This window comes from Maridesulfovibrio sp., from assembly GCF_963676065.1.
Taxonomy (GTDB): Bacteria; Desulfobacterota; Desulfovibrionia; order Desulfovibrionales; family Desulfovibrionaceae; genus Maridesulfovibrio.
The window spans coordinates 280,908-299,978 of record NZ_OY780933.1 but is presented as its reverse complement, the minus strand read 5'-3'; the positions used below and the strand labels follow the sequence as shown (position 1 = coordinate 299,978).

At 44.6% G+C, this 19,071-nt stretch carries 17 protein-coding genes; 10 read left to right on the top strand and 7 right to left on the bottom strand.

Annotated elements, in window-relative coordinates; all coding sequences use genetic code 11:
* Nucleotides 1-165: 165 nt before the first annotated feature.
* Both asnB and ACKU35_RS01350 read left to right on the top strand, forming a co-directional pair.
* Complete coding sequence (gene asnB, locus ACKU35_RS01355) at nucleotides 166-2,037, top strand: asparagine synthase (glutamine-hydrolyzing) (protein WP_319762401.1); 1,872 nt, start codon at nucleotides 166-168, stop codon at nucleotides 2,035-2,037.
* A 14-nt stretch (nucleotides 2,038-2,051) separates the two neighbouring features.
* Nucleotides 2,052-2,930 (top strand): radical SAM protein, encoded by an 879-nt coding sequence (locus tag ACKU35_RS01350; RefSeq protein WP_319762398.1) that lies wholly within the window; start codon nucleotides 2,052-2,054, stop codon nucleotides 2,928-2,930.
* 256 nt (nucleotides 2,931-3,186) lie between these two features.
* On the opposite strand, the gene ACKU35_RS01345 is transcribed toward ACKU35_RS01350, so the two are convergent.
* Nucleotides 3,187-4,326, bottom strand: coding sequence for a DegT/DnrJ/EryC1/StrS family aminotransferase (locus ACKU35_RS01345; RefSeq protein ID WP_319762396.1), 1,140 nt, complete (start codon nucleotides 4,324-4,326; stop codon nucleotides 3,187-3,189).
* Nucleotides 4,327-4,712: 386 nt separating this feature from the next.
* Here ACKU35_RS01345 and ACKU35_RS01340 point away from each other — a divergent pair, with 386 nt between their 5' ends.
* The 8 genes from ACKU35_RS01340 (at nucleotide 4,713) to ACKU35_RS01305 (ending at nucleotide 13,255) form a co-directional block, all read left to right on the top strand.
* A complete protein-coding gene (locus ACKU35_RS01340; protein ID WP_319762394.1) occupies nucleotides 4,713-6,110 on the top strand; it encodes a hypothetical protein in 1,398 nt (465 codons plus the stop codon).
* Nucleotides 6,103-7,149: a DegT/DnrJ/EryC1/StrS family aminotransferase gene (locus ACKU35_RS01335; protein WP_319762392.1), complete on the top strand. Its 1,047-nt coding sequence runs from the start codon at nucleotides 6,103-6,105 to the stop codon at nucleotides 7,147-7,149. The genes ACKU35_RS01340 and ACKU35_RS01335 overlap by 8 nt, the downstream gene beginning before the upstream one ends.
* Nucleotides 7,150-7,164: 15 nt before the next feature.
* Nucleotides 7,165-8,208, top strand: coding sequence for a GNAT family N-acetyltransferase (locus ACKU35_RS01330; protein ID WP_319762390.1), 1,044 nt, complete (start codon nucleotides 7,165-7,167; stop codon nucleotides 8,206-8,208).
* Entirely contained in the window at nucleotides 8,208-9,185 is a 978-nt protein-coding gene (locus ACKU35_RS01325; protein ID WP_319762388.1) for a sulfotransferase, read from the top strand. The genes ACKU35_RS01330 and ACKU35_RS01325 overlap by 1 nt, the downstream gene beginning before the upstream one ends.
* A 51-nt stretch (nucleotides 9,186-9,236) precedes the next feature.
* The gene (locus tag ACKU35_RS01320; protein ID WP_319762386.1) at nucleotides 9,237-9,929 is read left to right on the top strand and encodes a hypothetical protein; all 693 of its coding nucleotides are present in this window, start codon (nucleotides 9,237-9,239) and stop codon (nucleotides 9,927-9,929) included.
* A complete protein-coding gene (locus ACKU35_RS01315; protein ID WP_319762385.1) occupies nucleotides 9,926-10,945 on the top strand; it encodes a hypothetical protein in 1,020 nt (339 codons plus the stop codon). The genes ACKU35_RS01320 and ACKU35_RS01315 overlap by 4 nt, the downstream gene beginning before the upstream one ends.
* Nucleotides 10,946-11,833: a methyltransferase domain-containing protein gene (locus tag ACKU35_RS01310; RefSeq protein ID WP_319762383.1), complete on the top strand. Its 888-nt coding sequence runs from the start codon at nucleotides 10,946-10,948 to the stop codon at nucleotides 11,831-11,833.
* A gap of 240 nt (nucleotides 11,834-12,073) precedes the next feature.
* Nucleotides 12,074-13,255, top strand: a complete 1,182-nt coding sequence (locus ACKU35_RS01305; protein ID WP_319762381.1) for an NAD(P)/FAD-dependent oxidoreductase — start codon at nucleotides 12,074-12,076, stop codon at nucleotides 13,253-13,255.
* A gap of 17 nt (nucleotides 13,256-13,272) precedes the next feature.
* On the opposite strand, the gene ACKU35_RS01300 is transcribed toward ACKU35_RS01305, so the two are convergent.
* The 6 genes from ACKU35_RS01300 to ACKU35_RS01275 form a co-directional block, all read right to left on the bottom strand.
* Nucleotides 13,273-13,641, bottom strand: a complete 369-nt coding sequence (locus ACKU35_RS01300; RefSeq protein ID WP_319762379.1) for a response regulator — start codon at nucleotides 13,639-13,641, stop codon at nucleotides 13,273-13,275.
* A 118-nt stretch (nucleotides 13,642-13,759) separates the two neighbouring features.
* A complete protein-coding gene (locus ACKU35_RS01295; RefSeq protein WP_319762377.1) occupies nucleotides 13,760-14,590 on the bottom strand; it encodes an FAD/NAD(P)-binding protein in 831 nt (276 codons plus the stop codon).
* Nucleotides 14,583-15,641, bottom strand: coding sequence for a 4Fe-4S dicluster domain-containing protein (locus ACKU35_RS01290; RefSeq protein ID WP_319762375.1), 1,059 nt, complete (start codon nucleotides 15,639-15,641; stop codon nucleotides 14,583-14,585). The genes ACKU35_RS01295 and ACKU35_RS01290 overlap by 8 nt, the downstream gene beginning before the upstream one ends.
* 2 nt (nucleotides 15,642-15,643) lie before the next feature.
* The gene (locus tag ACKU35_RS01285; RefSeq protein ID WP_319762373.1) at nucleotides 15,644-16,603 is read right to left on the bottom strand and encodes a 4Fe-4S dicluster domain-containing protein; all 960 of its coding nucleotides are present in this window, start codon (nucleotides 16,601-16,603) and stop codon (nucleotides 15,644-15,646) included.
* 30 nt (nucleotides 16,604-16,633) lie between these two features.
* Nucleotides 16,634-17,098, bottom strand: a complete 465-nt coding sequence (locus ACKU35_RS01280) for a hydrogenase iron-sulfur subunit (protein ID WP_319762372.1) — start codon at nucleotides 17,096-17,098, stop codon at nucleotides 16,634-16,636.
* Nucleotides 17,086-19,044, bottom strand: a complete 1,959-nt coding sequence (locus ACKU35_RS01275) for a CoB--CoM heterodisulfide reductase iron-sulfur subunit A family protein (protein ID WP_319762370.1) — start codon at nucleotides 19,042-19,044, stop codon at nucleotides 17,086-17,088. Before ACKU35_RS01275 ends, ACKU35_RS01280 begins: the two co-directional genes overlap by 13 nt.
* Nucleotides 19,045-19,071: the final 27 nt, after the last annotated feature.

Sequence of the window (19,071 nt, the reverse complement as noted above, 5' to 3'; positions counted from 1 at the left end):
AATTAGAGTGTATAATTATTTAGTAATAGGGAGTAATAAACAGCTGTGTTTAATTTGTATTTCCCAAAAATGAGGGCCTATAGTTATGAGCCGTTCGAGATTGGAAGATGGTAGTTTTTTTATACACTGTATTCATATTAACCCAAATAAAGTAAAGTCTGAATTATGTGCGGGGTAGTTGGCTTTTATAATTTTTCCGGCGCTCCTGCCGATCTGGGAGTCGTTGAGCGTATGGCTGAAACTATACGTCATCGCGGGCCTGATGGTTTGCATGCTGTATCGAAAGGGTCGGTGGGCTTGGGACATGTGCGCTTGGCAATTCTTGATCTCACTGAAGCCGGTAAGCAGCCAATGCAGACAGCGGATGGCTTATTCAGTATCGTTTATAATGGAGAAGTATACAATTTTGCTGAAATTCGTAGAGAACTTGTCTCGTTGGGGTATGAATTTCAGTCCAGAACTGACACTGAAGTTGTTTTAAATGCTTACCGCGAGTGGGGAAGAAAATGCGTCTCTCGTTTTAATGGAATGTTTGCTTTCTGCATTTTGGACAATGTTCGCCAAGATCTTTTTTTTGCACGTGATCGCTACGGAATAAAACCTCTTTATTATGGTGTTTTCAACAAAACACTTCTCTTTGCTTCTGAAGCGAAGGCTTTTACTGTGCATCCTGCTTTCAGTGCTAAATTGGATCTGCATGCCTTCACAGAATATCTTACTTTCCAGAATATTTTAACTGAGCGTACTTTTTTTGACGGAGTCAGTGTTTTTCCGGCGGGATGTACCGGCGTCTGTTCGATGTCCGGGGATGGGACAGTTGAAATTTCCCGCTATTGGGATTTTGATTTTTCCGAATCAGATTATTCTTGCAGTCAGGAAGAGGCGAAAGAGGAATTGGATTTTCTGTTTTGTCAGGCTGTCCGCAGGCAGCTAGTCAGTGATGTTGAGCTGGGAGCTTATCTCTCCGGTGGGATTGATTCAGGCTCAATAACAGCTGTCGCTGCAAAAGAATTACCCTGTATGAAGTCTTTTACATGCGGTTTTGATTTGAATTCGGCCTCAGGTATTGAACTCGGATTTGATGAAAGAGAGCAAGCTGAATTCCTGTCTTATCTTTTTAAAACTGAGCATTATGAAGTTATTTTGAAGTCTGGAGATCTGGAACGTATAATGCCCAGACTGGCTTGGCACATTGAAGAGCCGCGTATCGGGCAGAGTTATCCTAATTTTTTTGCGTCAAAACTGGCTTCGCATTTTGTTAAGGTTGTTTTGTCAGGCTCCGGGGGAGACGAGATCTTTGCAGGTTATCCGTGGCGCTATTATCGTGCTTTGCAGTGTGACGGTTTTGAAGATTATATTGATCAATATTACACCTTTTGGCAGCGACTTATCCCAAATAACAAACTGCGCCCCTTGCTGGCTCCGGTAGAGAGTGAAACCCGTCATATCTGGACCCGGGATGTATTTCGGAGTGTCTTTGGCCCTCACACCTCAAGTCCCCAGACTCCTGCGGAAAGTATTAACCGCTCTTTGTATTTTGAGGCTAAAACATTTTTACACGGGCTTCTGATGATCGAGGATAAGCTTTCTATGGCTCATGGGTTGGAGTCCAGAGTGCCGTTTCTTGATAATGACCTTGTTGATTTTTCACAAAAGCTCCCTGTTCATTTTAAACTACAGAATTTGACTAAAAACGTTTTGCTTAATGAGAATGAACACTCTAAACCCAGAAAGTTTTACCGTAAATATAAAGATGGGAAATATCTGTTGCGTAGTGCCATGGAGCGCCATGTGCCTAATAGGATTTCTACGGCAGCTAAAAAAGGTTTCTCCGGTCCGGATGCTTCATGGTTTCGCGGTGAGAGCCTAAAATATGTGCAGGATTTCCTGCTTTCCCGTGAAGCTCGTGTTTGGGAGTATCTAGATTATAGTACTGGCACGGAATTGGTAAACGAACATCTGTCCGGGGTTGAAAACAGGCGGCTGTTTATTTGGTCTCTTCTCAGTATTGAGTGGTGGCTGCGTACTTATTTATAATATTGGAGTTTGTTATGAATTTCCCAAAACGTATTACATTGGAGTTTACCAATTTTTGTAATTTGCGTTGCGTGTTTTGTCCGCGAAGATACATGGAAAAAGAGACGGGATTTATGGACGTTGAGCTTGCCCGCAAGCTGATCTCGGAAATAAGTTTACATGCTCCTGTCGTCATCGTCCCTTTTTTTCGTGGAGAGAGCCTGACTCATCCCCACTGGGATACTTTGTTTGAAATGCTACATGAACATGGTTTAGACAAAATTCAAATGGCTACAAATGCAAGCCTGCTTACTGAAGAAAAGGCAAAACATATATTGTCGCTGGGCGTAGAAACCCTGTCTTTTTCAATGGATACATTAAATCCTGAACTGTATCGGAAGCTGCGTGGGTGCGATTATGACGTCAGTCTTAATAATGTGTTGCGACTTTTGGAATTGAGAAAAGCGGTTAAGGGTAAAAAACATATTAAGACAGTACAGGTCTCCGCGGTTAAAACTGTCGATAATGCACATGAAATAGATGATTTTATTTCTTTCTGGAGCGATAAAGTGGACCGTGTGCGTATTTACCCTGAGCACTCAACTGACGGATGTCCTGGCAGCCTTCCTAGTAGGAAAGATGTTGATCGTAAACCATGTAATAAGGTATATGAAGATATGGTGATCTATTGGAACGGTGACATAGGGTTATGTAACCATGATTGGACGAGATTAGTGACTGGTCAGCATATCGGTTCTGTAAAAGAAAAGTCTATTCAGGAAGTGTGGCAGTCTCCTGCATACAAGGCTATACGTGAGGCCCATGAGTCCTGTGATTTGCGGGATGTGTCTCCTTGCGAGCATTGTCAGCATTGGGTTGATGAGCCGGTAGGGCTACTTGTCGAGAATGCTTGATAAATATTAGCTGGCTGTTCTGGTTAAAAAGTGTCCTTTCAAGTGATCGGACACCATAATGAAAAGCCCGCTTAACGCTTTGTGTTTTTCCGTTGTTATAAGAATGATGAAAGCCTATGTGTTGGAGTCATGTGGAAGCATCAAGTGGCAACTTTGAATTGGCCCTTTTAGGTCTGTATACAAAAGAACGGGTTTGATTTCGATTTAAAAATTTTGGATATTGAAAATTTTATTGGCGTGCCGTTTCGGTCTTTATTCAGCTCAGTGTTCTCTTTTGAGAGCTGAATAATGACTGAACTGCAGTTTTAAGTAGGTTCACTACTCTTTCTTGTTCTTGAGGCAGCATGCCACTAAAAAGAGGAAGTGTGAGACATTTATCAAAAGCCTCTGCACTCCCAGTCATCGTGTCAGCTAAACGACATTGTTTATGGTTATGGAAAGCAGGTTGTGTGCTTAGCTGATAGGTCCCTATCTGCACTTCAACACCCTGAGTCCTGATCCTCTCTATAATTTTGTCACGATTGTCCACAAAAACACAAAAGCTCTGGTATGAATGCAGGCCATTAACCGTAGTCAAAGGAAGCTGAATGCCTGGCTCCCCATCAAGAAGTGATATGTAGTTTTCCGCCAATAACCTGCGCTCGGACAATAGTTCTTTTATTTTTGCCATCTGTCCCAGCCCAATCGCCGCCAATACGTTTGAAAGCTTGGCATTTGTGCCCACTCGTTCAAAAATGACCTTTTCGCGGCTATCCTGAATGTTAGCACCGAAGTGTTTAAAGGAATTCATCCAGGAACCCAGTTTATCAGAGTCAGTCGTGATAATTCCCCCTTCGCCAGTTGTAATAAACTTTCGGGGATGCATACTGAAAACACTGATATCAGCAAATGTTCCAACTTTTTTGCCCTCGTATTCTGCTCCCAGTGAACATGCTGCATCTTCTACAATAAAAAGGTCGTGCTTCTGTTTAATCTCGTTCAGTCGCTTCCAATCAAGGGGGTTTCCGAACAATGAAACAGGTAAAATTCCGCGAGTTCTAGGGGTTATTGCTGCCTCGAGCGCATCGTAATCAATATTCATAGTGGCAGGATCTATGTCGACAACAACAGCGGTGGCACCTGTAAGGAGTACTGCAGATCCTGTTGCGGGATAGGTATAATCGGGAACAATAACTTCATCCCCCTCTTTAATTTTTAAGGCTCGCAAGGCAATTTCAAGTCCTACGGTACAATTAGTTACCGCAAGAGCATGTTTTGCATAGGTGTACTCGGCTATAGCTTGTTCAAATTTCTTGGTTATAGATCCCTCTGTTAGGTAACCTGAATCAAGTACATCTAAAACTGATTTTTTAATATATTCATCTAAAAACGGGCGTATTAATGGGATGTCATACATATTTTAACCTTTGCTGTATAAGAGTGGCGTAATACCACCTTGCAGGTTTAGTTTCTTGAACATGGAGCAGATATAAATTCGCATAAACCGGTACATAAAAGTTACGGTCTGACCATACATTCAAGCCGAAAAAGTGGAATGAACAACAGCATCCATAAAAGCAATTATTGACATAGATAGCAATTAAAACTATTTTTTTAAGCACTTACAATGTATTAATATTATGGTGTTACTCTTGTTTTTGGTAAAAAACAATTGTTCATTTACTTTCTTTTATCATGTTTTTGAGTAAGTAATTAATAAGACGGAACAAGCACTTAAGGTTTTCAGCCCATAACCGAAATAGTAGCATGAAGCTGATCGAAAATGACTAAAGGAGACTCGAAATGAAAAAGAAAATTTTTATTGGTACCAATAATATAGGAAACAATATTTTCGCACTCGCTCAGGGGTTTAGAGAGCTAGGCTTTGAGGTCGGAACAGCTTCAACTATTGCAAACCATAAACTATACGGTTCTGGATTTGATTTTGTTTTAGATTCGTTCCAGCAGGAATTTAGAAATAATCCTGACCCTGAAGTGTACCTGAAAAATTTATCCGGGAATGACCGCAGAGTTCTTGACTTCGATATTTATATATCCATTGCGTCAACTTCCCTGCTGCCGGGGATGCTTGATTTTCCAATCCTCAAAAAAATGGGTAAGACCATTATAAGTTTTCCCTGTGGATCTGATATACGCCACAATCAGTCAGCAAAAATATTCAACGCTCACTTCGGCCATGGATATCCGAAAGAACTGCTCACCAATGAAAGGAATTTATCTAAAGAAATTCTTCCTCTTGCTTTGAAAAGTACTTATGTCGATACCTTTTCAAAAAAAATGTATAATATTCGTATGGCTGAATGTTATGCTGATTTGATTTTGTCTGCCCCTTGTTCAAACACACTGGGGATCAGACCATATAATTCTACTTTTATACCTTTTGATGATAAAAAAACTACACCTAAAATCTGTGGCAGAGATAAACCGGTGGTTTTTCATGCACCTACATCTCGCTACGCTAAGGGGACCAATTTAATTCTAAAAACACTTGATCAGCTTAAATCGGAAGGGGTCCCTTTTGACATTATTATTGCTGAAAATTTGCCTAATGAAGAAATATTAAAATCACTAACTGAGTGTGATGTTGTTATAGATCAGATCGCGTGTGGTAAAAACGGTCTTTTAAATCTTGAAGCAATGTCCAGTGGATGCACTGTGTTGGGACCAAATGATGAATACTCGAAACCTATACCCTTTAATATTCTGCCAATTATACGCATAACTAAAAATAACTTATATGGCACTCTTAAAAAGATTCTCACAGATAGGCAGTTGCGTATCAAAACAGCAGAAGAAGGTCTTCGTTATATGAATAGAGGGTTGCATACTCCTAAGAATGTTGCAAGGTATATCCTGAAATCACTCACAAATGCATCACAAGGTGCGTGTGATTACTATCCGACTTTCTTTTTTGAACATGCTTACATACCTGACGGTGAAATTATACCCGAGGCCCTGTTTGCAATGACTAAGTCTATTTTGCAAGAATACGGGACTAGTGAGGATATACTCCAAGGCGACACTTTGACTAAATATTTTGGTAAACATCTGACTGAGTCAGAAATGTCAAACATCCCAGTATGGTCGAAACCTTTTAGGAAAAAATGTGTGTGGGGTTGGTGGAGTGACATCCACACAGGAAAGAACGACCGATACATCAACAGCACAAACAATGAATAAAAACAAAACGATACCCCATAGCAAGGCATGTTTTACAGAAAAAGACCTTAATGCCCTGACACGAGTTATCCAGAGCTCTATGGTTGCGCACGGCAGCCTTGCTGAAACTTTGGCCGCACATCTCGCCGAAATGTATGGAGGATACGGGGGGGTATCCGTATCCTCAGGATCCATAGCCCTGCTTATAGCTCTACAATGCAGCAAAATACCTCATGGTTCTTTAATTGCTTGTCCTACTTACGTTTGTCCAGAAGTTCCCAATGCAATAAGTTTAAGTGGCTACTCACCCTATTTTATAGATACGACAAAAGATTTTTCAATAGACTTACAGCAGGCAAAAAATGCGGCGAAAATTTGTAATGGAATTATTTTACCTCATTTATTGGGGATTTGGCACGACTATTCTCAACTAAAAGAATTCTATCCATATATTCTGGAAGATTTTGCTCAGTGTCTATATCGCCCTTGTGGAAAGATGCTTCCGCTACAAGGCAACATAGGAATATTTTCTTTTCAAGGGACCAAGCCCATCAGTTGCGGTGAAGGTGGTGTCATAATTGCTAAATCAAAATCAGAATTGAACGCACTTATAAAAAGCCAAGTTATTAGCAAAAGCGAATACAGGAATAATTTGGCACCGTTCTCAGATTTACAGGCGGCGCTTGGCCTGTCTCAACTTGAACAATTAGAATCATTTTCTAAGAGACGCCAGGAAATTGCCGAATTTTATCTTTCAGAACTAACCGGAATAAGCAACATTGACCTGCCCTCATGTCAAAACACATCATGGTATCGTTTTCCTCTGACAACAAAGGAACCGATAACAAAACTTATCCACCGCTTTGCTGAATACGGGATCGCTGTACGAAGACCTTGCTCTTTGTTGAGTCATGAGTTCTTTACAAATTCACAAGGGTCGAATAATTATCGTGGGGCAAAAAAAATATATGACCAAACTTTTTCTATACCTATTTATCCTGCGATGAATGAGAAACAGGTGCGGCAGGTAGTGAAGGTTGTAAAAACTATATTTTCTTAATAACACTTACCAATAATGCTGAAAATAAAAAGAAATTTCACAGACAACACACTTATAGAAAATTGCGTTAACAATTCCTCTGAAGGTATGGTTTATCACCTGCCGGGATATGCACGCTTTTTAAGTTCCGCAGTTGGTGGCGAAGAACGTATTCTTTCGGTTTGGAACGATAGCGATCTATTGGGCTTTATGCGCTATTACAGGAAATATCATCCGCAATACGGAACAGTATACAACAGCTCTCCGTGGTTTGGCAGCCATGGGGGATGCGTAATAGCGGACGGGGCTGGGGAAGAAATTCGTGACATTCTTATAAAGTCTTTTGCTGAAGACATGCAGCAAGAGCAAGAACTTCTTTTCGCCAGTATAAGTCTTTCACCTTCTGAATATTGGCATCAGGAAATATATTTTGCAAACTTGCAGGACTGTACTTTGGAGCCGCGAACAGCACAAATACTAGAACTTCCACAGCAAAGCGATAATGTAGAGGAACAAGTCTTTTCAATTATGCAGAGTAAAACCCGCAATCTTGTACGCAAATCACTTAAACAAGGGTTTACGCGCCGCATAGCCAATGATGAAAAGGCATGGTCTTTTCTCTTGTCAACCCATAAAGAGAATATGCGTGCCATAGGCGGAACTCCAAAATCAGAACAACATTTTAAGGCCTTACGAAACGAACTGTCAAATAGCAGTCAGCTATCTCTTGCTTTGTCTGACGGCGAACCTGTTGCTGCTCTCCTCCTGCTTAAGCATAAGGGATGGGTTGAATACTTTATCCCAGTGATCAAACATGAATTCCGCCCTAGACAGCCCATGTCTTTTTTAATCTTCCATGCATTATGTGAGAGCGTTCGGGAAGGCAAAAATAAATGGAATTTTGGAGGTACTCACGCAAAGCAAAAGAGCTTACATCATTTTAAAGCTGGCTGGGGAGCCTTAAGCCATCCATATGGATACATTATTTCTGCCACTTCAAAAGGCAAAGATGTTTTACGATCAAATGAATCAATATTTGAAGCTTTTAAAGGCTATTACCTTTTCCCTGTGAGACAATAATGAGACCCGACCCACACCGCAGAATAAGCAGCAAAGATGAGTTTGCGTATAAGCAAGGTGAAGAACTTTTCCTGAATGCGATGAATATTGGTTTGCAAAAAATAGAGCTTCCACCCATCCCGCAGAGAGTTGATTTGCCTTTAATCTATATTGTGGGCGCACCTAGATCAGGAACAACGTTATTATATCAATTATTGAGTAAACATCTCGATGTTGGGTATGTAAGCAATATAATGGCACGTTTCTGGGCACGTCCTTCAGTTGGAATACACATAGCAAATGCTGTGTTAGGAGACAATCCTGATTCTGCACCTGTTTTTGAATCAACGCAGGGCCAAACTCCTGTTCCCGCCGGCCCGCATGAATTTGGATATTTCTGGCGATACTGGCTCCACTTAGATAAGAATTTAACACATCATTTAACCAAAGAAGATTTAAGCAGGGTCGACAAAAAAAAGCTGACCCATACCCTTAGATCTGAAATTTTGGGGGCAAGTGGAAAAAGCTTCGTTTTTAAGACTGTCATTGCCGGTTTTTGTGCCAGATTTCTAACAGAATTGCATCCCAAATCACTATTTATCCATATCCACAGAAATCAGCGTGACATTGCCCGATCATTATTGCGCTGCCGCAAAGACAGATATGGCAATTACCACACATGGTGGTCTCTAATCCCTGCGGCCGGCCCATTCAAGTGTAAAAATCCGGGTGAAGAGGTCGGATTACAAACAAGATATTGCTGTGCTGAAATGACTGAGGAATTGGATACTCCAGGTGTTAGTAGCATTTCAGTTAACTATGAAGATATTTGCGCTTCTCCAAAAACTATCATCCAACAAATACGCACTGCCCTGTCTCCGTGGGGAAATGTTCCTGCTATAATTAGGAACGACTTCTCTTCATTTGAAATACACAGGGAACCGCCACTCTCTGCCTCATTGGAGGAAGGTATAAGCAAAGGGTTAAAAGTGGATTAACTTTGTGCTTGATTTATACTTTTGATTTACAACATTTAACCATACATTTTTATGGATAAAGCTAGATATGTTATAACACTAGACACTGATTGGGCCCCCCAATTTATGATTGATTATGTAGTCGATTTGCTTCAGGAGTTCAAAATTCCTGCAACCATATTTTGTACTACGCCATATTTTTTTAAAAAAAATCCTCAGATTGAAATTGGACTCCATCCAAATTTGATGAATGATTCTACCCAGGGAGATTGCGAAGAAAACAGACTAAGTCATGTAGCCTTACTTTATCCCAAAGCAGTAGGATGTCGTACACACAGGCTATATTGGCACAGCAATTTAGAGCAACTATTCCTAAAACATGGGATCAAATATGATTCTTCAGTATTAATCCCATTCCAAAGTGACATAGAGCCGATTCGATTCATGAAATTGGTCCGCTTTCCTATCTGGTGTGGAGATAATTTGTATATGCGCATTAATCCAGATACAGCGGTTTTCAATCCTAGCGGTTTTAATGATCCTGGTCTTAAAGTTTTAAACTTCCACCCTGTACATATCTGGTTTAACAGCAGAACAATTGATGAAACCTTATCTGCTCTTAACGGACACATTTTGCCGCAACTCACTGAACAAGAGACACATAGTATGCGTAGGAGGGGGAATGGAATGGAAAAAATTTTCATAGATGTTTTATCTCAACTATCTAAAAAAGAGAGGGTTAGTACCCTGAAAGAAATGCTATGATATCCGAGGATTTCACAAATATATTTCCCGGTGCCATTCAAAGTCTGAGTGTAAAATCTGAGCGAGTGTCTGGATCTGTATGGGATACTAACTTACCAAAGTTAATAGGTGCAACTTTTTTTGATAGTGCACGATGGCAAGATACTTTTAAAAGTAAAGTAGGGGAAATTCACTACATTCATTTTAAGCATAAAGGTAAAATTATTTCCGGTTGTTCATTTGGGGTCGTTAGCTCCCCTCAACAAATTATATTCAAAACACCTTTTACTTCTGCCTATGGTGGGATACTCGCAAAACAAGACCTCAGTTTTAGCCTATGGCATGAGAGCATCGGAGCCCTTATTGCTTACTGTCAGTCTCATGCGGGGAATAAAGACTATAGAATAGATTATGGTCGGCGTAGCCGTTGTTGCCTTGGGGGAGAAATTCACGAGGTCGAGGACTTCTCTCTTCTGCATTGGGGATACAAACTTGATAATATGCAGTGTGAATTTTATATTAATCTTGCAAAAGAAATTCAGCTGAAAAAGAATAATCAAACAATGATCCGTAAAATTGAAAGAGATAAAACGTTCTCCTTTCTATCTGCTGATGTTGATGATTTTATCCGTATCCGTAAACAGTTAGTTACTCAGCAGAGCAAATCAATTACCGTCCCGGATCCGGAGATCATACTGGGAAGTGACCTCTTTAGTGATAATATTTTTTTTCACAAAGTGATCCATGAAAACAAAATCGTTGCCGTAATGATTTCAGACAGAATCAATCAGCATTGTTGTATAGCCAGAAATTGGTTTGTTGACCGAAATTCCCCCGAACCTAATGCTAACCTTTTTCTTGTATGGCAATGGCTTGTATTGCAGAAAGAAAGGAGTGTTCGTTTTGCCGGTTTTGGCAGCAGTGCTAACACGAAGAAAGCTTTAAACAAAGGTACTATTTTCTTTAAAGAACGATTTTTCCAAATTATTCATGATTCTAGAAAGCTATATACATTCTATAAAAAACAAGGAGATTAAATGTCCCTTCTGGCACGAGAATTAGTTTATGATCTAGGTGAAATTGAACCCAATTTTTTTGTATCGTCAAAGACGCCTTCATCTGACTGGATGAAATTAAACATTAACGGTCATGGCTCTACTCTACGTGACCGAGCTGATATTGCTTTGACAACATCCTCGCTTGATATTGAAGTATACCGCAGATTACTGTCCGAAACTCTGAACTTGCTTCCACGGGCGTGTACAGTGCTGGAATTAGGAGCAGGTGACGGGCGAATTACCCACGAACTTTTAAAACTGGGATTCACAAATATAATAGCAGTAGAATGTCACCCGGAATCTGCAAAACAACTATATAATTCTTTAAGCCCTACGCAGCGTAAATTTGTCCAAGTGGTTTGCGCTGATGTCTTAGATCTTAACATCCCCGAAAATAGTATTGATGCATTAGTAAGTATAGAAGTGCTCTGCTATCTAAATAAAAAATTTGAAAAAAGATTAGAGCACTTCGCAAAAGCCCTTGCACCTAATGGTATCATAACTCATTCTGAATTAATGCAAGAAGGAAATTTATATTACGCTATTGCTTTTGAAGATAAAAATAAAATAGAGAGTCTGTTGCAAAAAAAATGGGCTAAATCAAATGTCACGATCAGAGTTTTTACTAAAGATGAAATGCAATATATTTATAAACAGTGCGGTCTAAAGATGTTAGAATCTCATCCTATTTCATCTTTGCACGGCTTTTTGTCAGCAGCAAACCATAGGCTTGGCAAAGATGATGTTGAAGTAGAGCAAGCTCTCCTAAAAGCATTTCCGTTATTAAATGGAGATTGTATGCCAAGAGCCATGTATTTTTCCGGAAAAAAGCTGAATATCAGTTTTAAAAGCAAAGATACCCTTTAATTGTGGTACAAAATAAAGATGTTAAGTGGTTTAACCCTGCAGGGATAGCAGTTGCTACAAACCACTTGTAGAAATAAGTACCTGTGCTGTGGTTGTCCCCCCTTTCTTAGGGGGGCCATAAACCACCCCCAGAAGGCCGAATTTTTCTAAATTAGATCGGTACAGAATAGGGGAAGATGTCATTCTATGAGTCTGCATTAACCCTTTACCCACTACCCAATCCATCCTACAACCCCTCACATGAACAACACCTCTTCTAAATACGATGTAATTATCCTCGGCGCGGGCGCGTCCGGGCTTTATTGTGCAATGCATGCTGCCGCGCGCGGGCGTAAGGTGCTGGTGCTTGACCATTCAGGAAAAGCAGGACGTAAGGTCCGTGTTGCCGGGGGCGGCAAATGTAACTTTACCAATATGGATGTCTCGGCGGAAAATTATGTTTCGGCGAATCCGCATTTTGTTAAATCCGCGCTGGCACGACATAATCAGTGGGATATAATTTCATTTGTTGCCGAGGCGGGAATTGAATACGAAGAGCGCGAGGCCGGGCAGCTCTTTACCATTGACGGGGCCGGGCAGATTGCGGGGTTGCTGGTTTCCAAATGTCATCGTGCCGGAGTGGAAACGCTTATGAATCGTGAGCTGGAATCAATCAGCGGCGAAGGCCCGTTTGTAGTTACAAGCGGCGGTCAGAATTTTGAAGCACCCGCGCTTGTCGTGGCGCTGGGCTCTCCGGCTTGGCCGCAGGTGGGGGCTACTTCATTCGGGTACAAAATCGCCGAACAATATGGGTTGAATGTTTTTCCGGTACGTCCTTCGCTGGTCCCGTTCACAATCAGCGGCCGTGACGGTAAGTTTTGTAAAGAGCTCAGCGGCAATGCCCTGCCGGTTTCCATCGAATGCGAGGGCCGTGTCTTCCAGAGCGATATGCTTTTCACCCACAAAGGAATATCCGGTCCTGCGGTGTTGCAGATCTCCAACTACTGGCGGCGAGGCTCAGCACTGACCATCAATCTACTGCCCACTCACAATATTTCAGACGAGCTGGAAGCCAGTCGCACTGAGAATGTCGCTCTGCGTAATTTCTTCGCCCGCTTTTTCACCCGCAAGATGGTAGATCTGTTGCTTGAGGGGCAGGATTCTGACACCGCAGTCAGCCAGTTGACCAAAGAACGCAGGATAGCTCTTGCAGGGCGTATTCATTCGTGGGTGGTCAAGCCGCAGGGGACTGAAGGCTTCGCCAAGGCCGAGGTCGCTGCCGGAGGTGTGGATACCGCTGAGATTTCATCCAAGACCATGGAAAGCAATAAAGTTCCGGGCCTTTATTTCATAGGTGAAGTGCTGGATGTCACCGGCTGGCTGGGTGGATATAATTTGCAATGGGCATGGTCGTCAGGATATGCGGCGGCGCAGTTTGTGTGATGGCGCCTGCGGCCTATTTAACTGGTAGCTTTCTTGATAACTTCAAGCAGATGGTTGAAATCAAAAGGTTTGCATACGTAGTGTTCGATGCCGGCTTGTCTGAGTTCGTCAAGGGCATCGGTATAGCAGTGGCCGGTCATGGCAATGATTGGAGTTTTGGATTTTTCACCGAACACAAATTCATCATGTATCCGTGATATCGCTTCAAAACCGTCCATCTCCGGCATCTGAATGTCCATGAGAATGCAATCGAACTCCGATTCATGCAGCTTATCCAGTGCTTCCAGTCCATTCACCGCAACGCTTACAGAGAATCCCTGTTTCTCAAGCAGTCGGGATGCAGATAGAGTATTTATTTTTTCGTCATCAACGAGCAGAATTTTCATGGTTTCATAATAGTGGAAAAAAAGGTTTACTGTAAAGTTAAAGACGAAATAAAACCCCGCCCTTGATTCAAGGACGGGGTTCTTTTTTGATCTTATCCCAGTCAGCTGGGACCGGAAACTACATTTCGTTAGGCAGTTTCTTAAGCTGTTCGTATGTGTAGACGGGTCCGTCCTGACATACATAGCTGGTGCCGATGTTGCAACGACCGCAGATGCCGATACCGCATTTCATGCGTTTTTCAAGTGTGGTGATGATCTGATCATCCTTAAAACCGAGCTTGGCAAGGGCCTGCACAGTGAACTTGATCATGATTGGCGGTCCGCAGGTAACTGCGAATGCGTTTTTGGACGGAGGTTTGATGTCCAGAAGCACGTTGGGAATCAGCCCTACGTTATGCTCCCAGCCTTCATATTCCGCATCAATTGTCAGGTGGGTGTCGAGGTCGTCCCGCTCCAGCCATTCAGGCAATTCATACTGGTACGCCATGTCCACGGGGGATCTTGCTCCGTAGAGCAGGGTGATTTTGCCGTAGTCTTTGCGGTTATCCAGCATGTAGTAGAGCAGGGTCCGCAGGGGAGCCATACCGATACCGCCGCCGACAAAGACGATGTCTTTACCTTTCATGGCTTCGTAAGGGAAATGGTTACCCAGCGGAGCGCGTACGCCGATCTGGTCGCCCGCACTCAATTTATGCAGCTTTTCGGTCACTTCCCCGGTGCGCATTACGCTGAACTGCAGGTAATCCATGCGGGTGGGGGAAGAGTTGATTACGAAAGTGGATTCACCGATCCCGAAGGCGGACAGCTGTCCCACCTGACCGGGTTCAAAGGTGAAAGCCTTTTTGGTTTCCGGGTTATTTAACGTTACCCGGAAGGTCATGATATTGGGAGTTTCCTGAATGACCTCCTGAATGGTGGCCATTGCCGGAAGATAAGGATTGCTAGTCATTTGCCTTCTCCTTTGCTTCATATGCAATAGCGTTCAGGACGATTTCACGGATGTCAACGCCCACGGGACAGCTCTTGATGCAGCGTCCGCAACCGCAGCAGGATATAACTCCGTCGTGCAGGTCCGGATAGTAGCTGAACTTATGGCCGACCCTGTTTCTGAGGCGGTGAGCCTTGGTGGGACGCGGATTGTGACCGCTGGCCTCCAGGGTGAACTGGTTGGACATGCAGTTGTCCCAGCTTCTGATGCGCTGGCCTGATATGCCGTCGCTTTCATCAGTGATGTTGAAGCAGTAGCAGGTGGGACAGAGATAAGTGCATGCGCCGCAGCTCAGGCATTTGGAGGACTGTTCTTCCCAGAAGTCCATATCGTTGAAAGCTTCGAGAAGCTTTTCGGGAGCTTTGGTCAGGTCCTGTGCTTCGCTCATGGACTGGTCGGCGCTGGCGCGGAATTCATCGGCAGCGGTCTGTTTTGATCCGCCGTCTTCCAGCAGAGAGCTTTCGAGCAGTTTTTCACCTCGATCGCTGACAGCTTCCAGAAAGTAACCGCCGTCTACAGGGACCATGAGTACATCGGAGCCGGTAGGATCGGAAGGTCCTGAACCCACCCAGTTGCAGAAGCAGGTGGTTTCACCTTTTTCACACGCGAGGGTGATGAAGCAGGTGTTTTCCCTGCGGGCTTTGTAATATACGTCCACGTGCTTGCCGTTCAGGTAAACACGGTCGAACATGGTGAATCCTCTAGCGTCACAGGGACGACTGCCGAAAACAACCCATGATGAATCTGGAATGGTTTCCTTCACATCAAGGGCCACTTTCTCGGGATTCTCAAGATCTTTGATGTGGCTGAATTCAACAAGGGTTTCACTCTGCGGGAAGCAGGCTTTTTTCGGTGGAGCGGTTGCTTCACGTTCGATGTTGAAACCTTTTTTGGCATCGTAGGGTTTGAATACGATTGCGTCACCCTCGTTACGCGGGGCGAGCACTTCGTGTTTCTTACCCAGCTCTTCCAGCCATGCCGATACTTGGTCGGATTTGATGAATTTTGCCATGGCTACCACTCCTTCTCCTTGATAGTCGGTTCTTCAACTTTGAAGGTCTGAAGCGGAGGAGTTGCCTCAGGATCAAGTCCGGCTTCGTAGTTGAAGACTTCCTTGATTTCCTTGTTGAACTTCTTCTTGAAGAGCAGGATCGGAATGTCTACCGGGCAGGCGCGCTGGCATTCACCGCATTCGGTGCAGCGTCCGGCGAGATGGTAGGCATGGATAACCTGAAACATCCACTTGTCGCGGACGTGGGCTTCCTGACTGAGCCAGTGAGGATCACGGGACTGGGCCACGCAATGGTCGCGACATACACACATGGGGCATGCGTTGCGGCATGCGTAGCAGCGGATGCAGCGATCCATTTCTCCAAGCCAGAAACCGAATTTTTCTTCGGTGGATTTGGCCTCGAATTCCTCAAGGTCTTTGTAACCGTCTTCGAAAGAAGCGTTGGTTTTGACCTCTTCACCAACAAACTGATCGGAAAGGACCGCGTTAGGATAGCGGCAGGTTCCGCATTTGTCTGCGAGAACGTCAGCCAAGGGCAGTTTGTGTTCTTTTCCTGCAACGGTAAGTTTGACTTCGTTGTCGCTCACTTCACATGCTTCGAGCATTCCTACATCACCAACTGCGCGGCGGATCTTGGTCTGGTCAACAACGCCGTCGCAACCGAAACCGAAGATTGTTACGTCTTCACGTTTGATGAGGTTTTCCTGCAGCAGTTCTACAACGGAACGGCTGTCGCAGCCTTTGACCACGATACCGACCTTTTTACCTTTCAGTGAGGGCAGGTAGGTGGCGAGGTTGTGAACGCAGAGCGCGTCCACTTTCAATTTATCTATGTCTTCTTCCCTGCGTATGAAATGCGGGGTGGCATGCAGCGGGTCGAAACTGTCCGACCAACCGATGACCACATCCAGCTCCGGCAGGGCATCCTTGATTTGTTTTTTAAGATCTTCCAGATTTTTCACTCTGTTTCTCCTTGCGTGGAACTGCCCTGCCTAGAGGGAGGCTTCCATCAATTTGAGTGTCTCCTCAGCATCCGGGCCTTCAATCTTCCGGGCCGGGCCGAGTTTGTGAATCTGTTCGGTGAACTTGGTCACAACTTCCTGCCAGCGCTGGCCTTCTGATGCAGAAACCCAGGTGTAATCGAAACGTTCAGGTTCAATTCCCAGCATGGGTATGAATCTTTTGAGCATTTCGAGCCTGCGGCGGGCATAAAAGTTGCCCTCAGCATAGTGGCAGTCGTTGGGGTGACAACCGGACACGAGCACTCCGTCCGCACCGGACATGAGTGTCTTCACAATAAACAGAGGATCTATTCTTCCTGAACAGGGAACCTTGATAACTCTTAAGTCAGTCGGCTGAGTGAACCTGCCGACGCCCGCGGTATCCGCGCCGCCGTAGGAGCACCAGTTGCAGAGAAAACCGACGATTCTGAGCTCTTTACCTTCTAGAACCGGCATACTGCGTTAACCTCCGCAAGAATCTGGTTGTCAGTGAAGTGCTGGAGCTGGATTGCACCCTGCGGACAGGTGGATGTGCAGATACCGCAGCCCTGACAAATTGTTTCAATCACCTCAGCTTTGGGCTGCCCGCGGAAGTCCATTTCTTTAATGGCTCCGAAGGGGCAGGTGCTGATGCATTTGCCGCAACCGATGCAGCGTTTGATATCAACTACAGAAACCGCGGGGTCACTTTCCAGCTGGTCCTTGGAGAACATGGCCAGAACCTTTGCCGCAGCCGCGCTGCCTTGCGCGACGGAGGAAGGGATATCTTTGGGACCCTGACATGAACCGGCGAGGAAAACACCGGCTGTGTTGGTTTCAACGGGTTTCAATTTGGGATGGCCTTCCATGAAGAAACCGTAAGCATCGTAAGAGATACGCAGTTTCTTAGCCAGATCGGATGCGCCGACAGCGGCTTCAGCACCGACGGCGAGGACAACGAGATCCGCGTCCACTTCGACCTGATCACCCATCAAGGTGTCAGCACCGCGTACAACTAGTTTGTCCCCTTTGGGGTAAACCATGGATACGCGTCCGCGGATATACCTCGCGCCGTATTCTTCCTGTGCTCTACGTGTGAATTCGTCGTACATCTTACCCGGAGAGCGGATGTCCATGTAAAATACGTAGGACTGTGAATCCGGGCAGTGGTCTTTGGTCAGGATGGCCTGTTTTGCGGTGTACATGCAGCAGAAACCGGAACAGTAAGGACGCCCGATGGATTTATCACGGGAGCCTACGCACTGGATGAAGACCACATTTTCCGGTTCCTTACCATCGGAAGGACGCTTGATGTGACCTTCGGTTGGTCCTGAAGCGGAGAGCATTCGCTCATACTGCAAGGAGGTGATTACGTCGGGGTACTTGCCTCCGCCGTATTCGCTGTACACAGTCCAGTCCACGAGATCGAAACCGGTAGCCGCGACAACTGCGCCCACTTCTTCGACCACAAATTCATCCACCTGATCGTAAACGATGGCTTCAGAGGGACAGACCTTGGCACAGACGCCGCATTTATCGCGTTTGATTTTTATACAGAAGTTGGGATCAATAATCGCTTTTTTGGGGATGGCCTGTGGAAAGGGAATGTTGATCGCGGTAGTTTTACCCAGTTCTTCGTCAAAGGGGTTGTCAGCCTTTTTACTGGGGCATTTTTCCATACAGATGCCGCAACCGGTACATTTGTTCCAGTCTACATAAGTGGCTTTTCTTTTTACCTTGACGGAGAAGTTGCCGACATAACCGTTCACTTCCTCAATTTCTGAGCAGGCGTAGAGGGTGATGTTGGGATGCTGGGCTACATCAACCATGCGGGGGCCGAGGATACAACTGGAGCAGTCCACTGTGGGGAAAGTCTTATCCAGTTTAGCCATCTTACCACCGATGGAGGAAGTTTTTTCAACGAGGATAACCTCTAGCCCGCCGTCAGCACAGTCGAGAGCCGCCTGAATACCGGCAACACCACCGCCAACGATCATGACCCGCTTGTTCATGTCAAAGAATTTGGCATTAAGCGGTTTGTCCTGAAGCAGCTTGGCAGCAGCCATGCGAACCAGATCGACAGCTTTGTTGGTGTTTGCCTCACGGTCTTTACCGATCCAGGAAACGTGTTCCCTGATGTTGGCCATCTCGAACAGGTAGCGGTTTAAGCCGGCTCTTTCCAGCGTTCTGCGGAAGGTCGGTTCGTGCATTCTGGGGGTACAGGATGCGACAACCACACCGTCGAGTTTATGTTCCTTGATTGCTTCTATTATCTCGTCCTGTCCGGGTTCGGAGCAGGCGTACATTGTATCTGTTGCGAAAACAACACCGGGGAATTCCCGTGCGGCTGCGGCAACTGCAGCGGTGTCCACGGTACCTTCGATGTTTGTCCCGCAATGGCAGACAAAGACTCCTATTTTCATTTAAGTCTTCTCCTTAGCAGGGTTTCC

What these genes read in the sequence shown, in the direction of transcription:
- asnB (WP_319762401.1), top strand. Translation starts at nt 166, where the DNA reads ATGTGCGGGGTAGTTGGCTTTTATAATTTTTCCGGCGCTCCTGCCGAT.
- ACKU35_RS01350 (WP_319762398.1), top strand. Translation starts at nt 2,052, where the DNA reads ATGAATTTCCCAAAACGTATTACATTGGAGTTTACCAATTTTTGTAAT.
- ACKU35_RS01345 (WP_319762396.1), bottom strand. Translation starts at nt 4,326, where the DNA reads ATGTATGACATCCCATTAATACGCCCGTTTTTAGATGAATATATTAAA.
- ACKU35_RS01340 (WP_319762394.1), top strand. Translation starts at nt 4,713, where the DNA reads ATGAAAAAGAAAATTTTTATTGGTACCAATAATATAGGAAACAATATT.
- ACKU35_RS01335 (WP_319762392.1), top strand. Translation starts at nt 6,103, where the DNA reads ATGAATAAAAACAAAACGATACCCCATAGCAAGGCATGTTTTACAGAA.
- ACKU35_RS01330 (WP_319762390.1), top strand. Translation starts at nt 7,165, where the DNA reads ATGCTGAAAATAAAAAGAAATTTCACAGACAACACACTTATAGAAAAT.
- ACKU35_RS01325 (WP_319762388.1), top strand. Translation starts at nt 8,208, where the DNA reads ATGAGACCCGACCCACACCGCAGAATAAGCAGCAAAGATGAGTTTGCG.
- ACKU35_RS01320 (WP_319762386.1), top strand. Translation starts at nt 9,237, where the DNA reads ATGGATAAAGCTAGATATGTTATAACACTAGACACTGATTGGGCCCCC.
- ACKU35_RS01315 (WP_319762385.1), top strand. Translation starts at nt 9,926, where the DNA reads ATGATATCCGAGGATTTCACAAATATATTTCCCGGTGCCATTCAAAGT.
- ACKU35_RS01310 (WP_319762383.1), top strand. Translation starts at nt 10,946, where the DNA reads ATGTCCCTTCTGGCACGAGAATTAGTTTATGATCTAGGTGAAATTGAA.
- ACKU35_RS01305 (WP_319762381.1), top strand. Translation starts at nt 12,074, where the DNA reads ATGAACAACACCTCTTCTAAATACGATGTAATTATCCTCGGCGCGGGC.
- ACKU35_RS01300 (WP_319762379.1), bottom strand. Translation starts at nt 13,641, where the DNA reads ATGAAAATTCTGCTCGTTGATGACGAAAAAATAAATACTCTATCTGCA.
- ACKU35_RS01295 (WP_319762377.1), bottom strand. Translation starts at nt 14,590, where the DNA reads ATGACTAGCAATCCTTATCTTCCGGCAATGGCCACCATTCAGGAGGTC.
- ACKU35_RS01290 (WP_319762375.1), bottom strand. Translation starts at nt 15,641, where the DNA reads ATGGCAAAATTCATCAAATCCGACCAAGTATCGGCATGGCTGGAAGAG.
- ACKU35_RS01280 (WP_319762372.1), bottom strand. Translation starts at nt 17,098, where the DNA reads ATGCCGGTTCTAGAAGGTAAAGAGCTCAGAATCGTCGGTTTTCTCTGC.
- ACKU35_RS01275 (WP_319762370.1), bottom strand. Translation starts at nt 19,044, where the DNA reads ATGAAAATAGGAGTCTTTGTCTGCCATTGCGGGACAAACATCGAAGGT.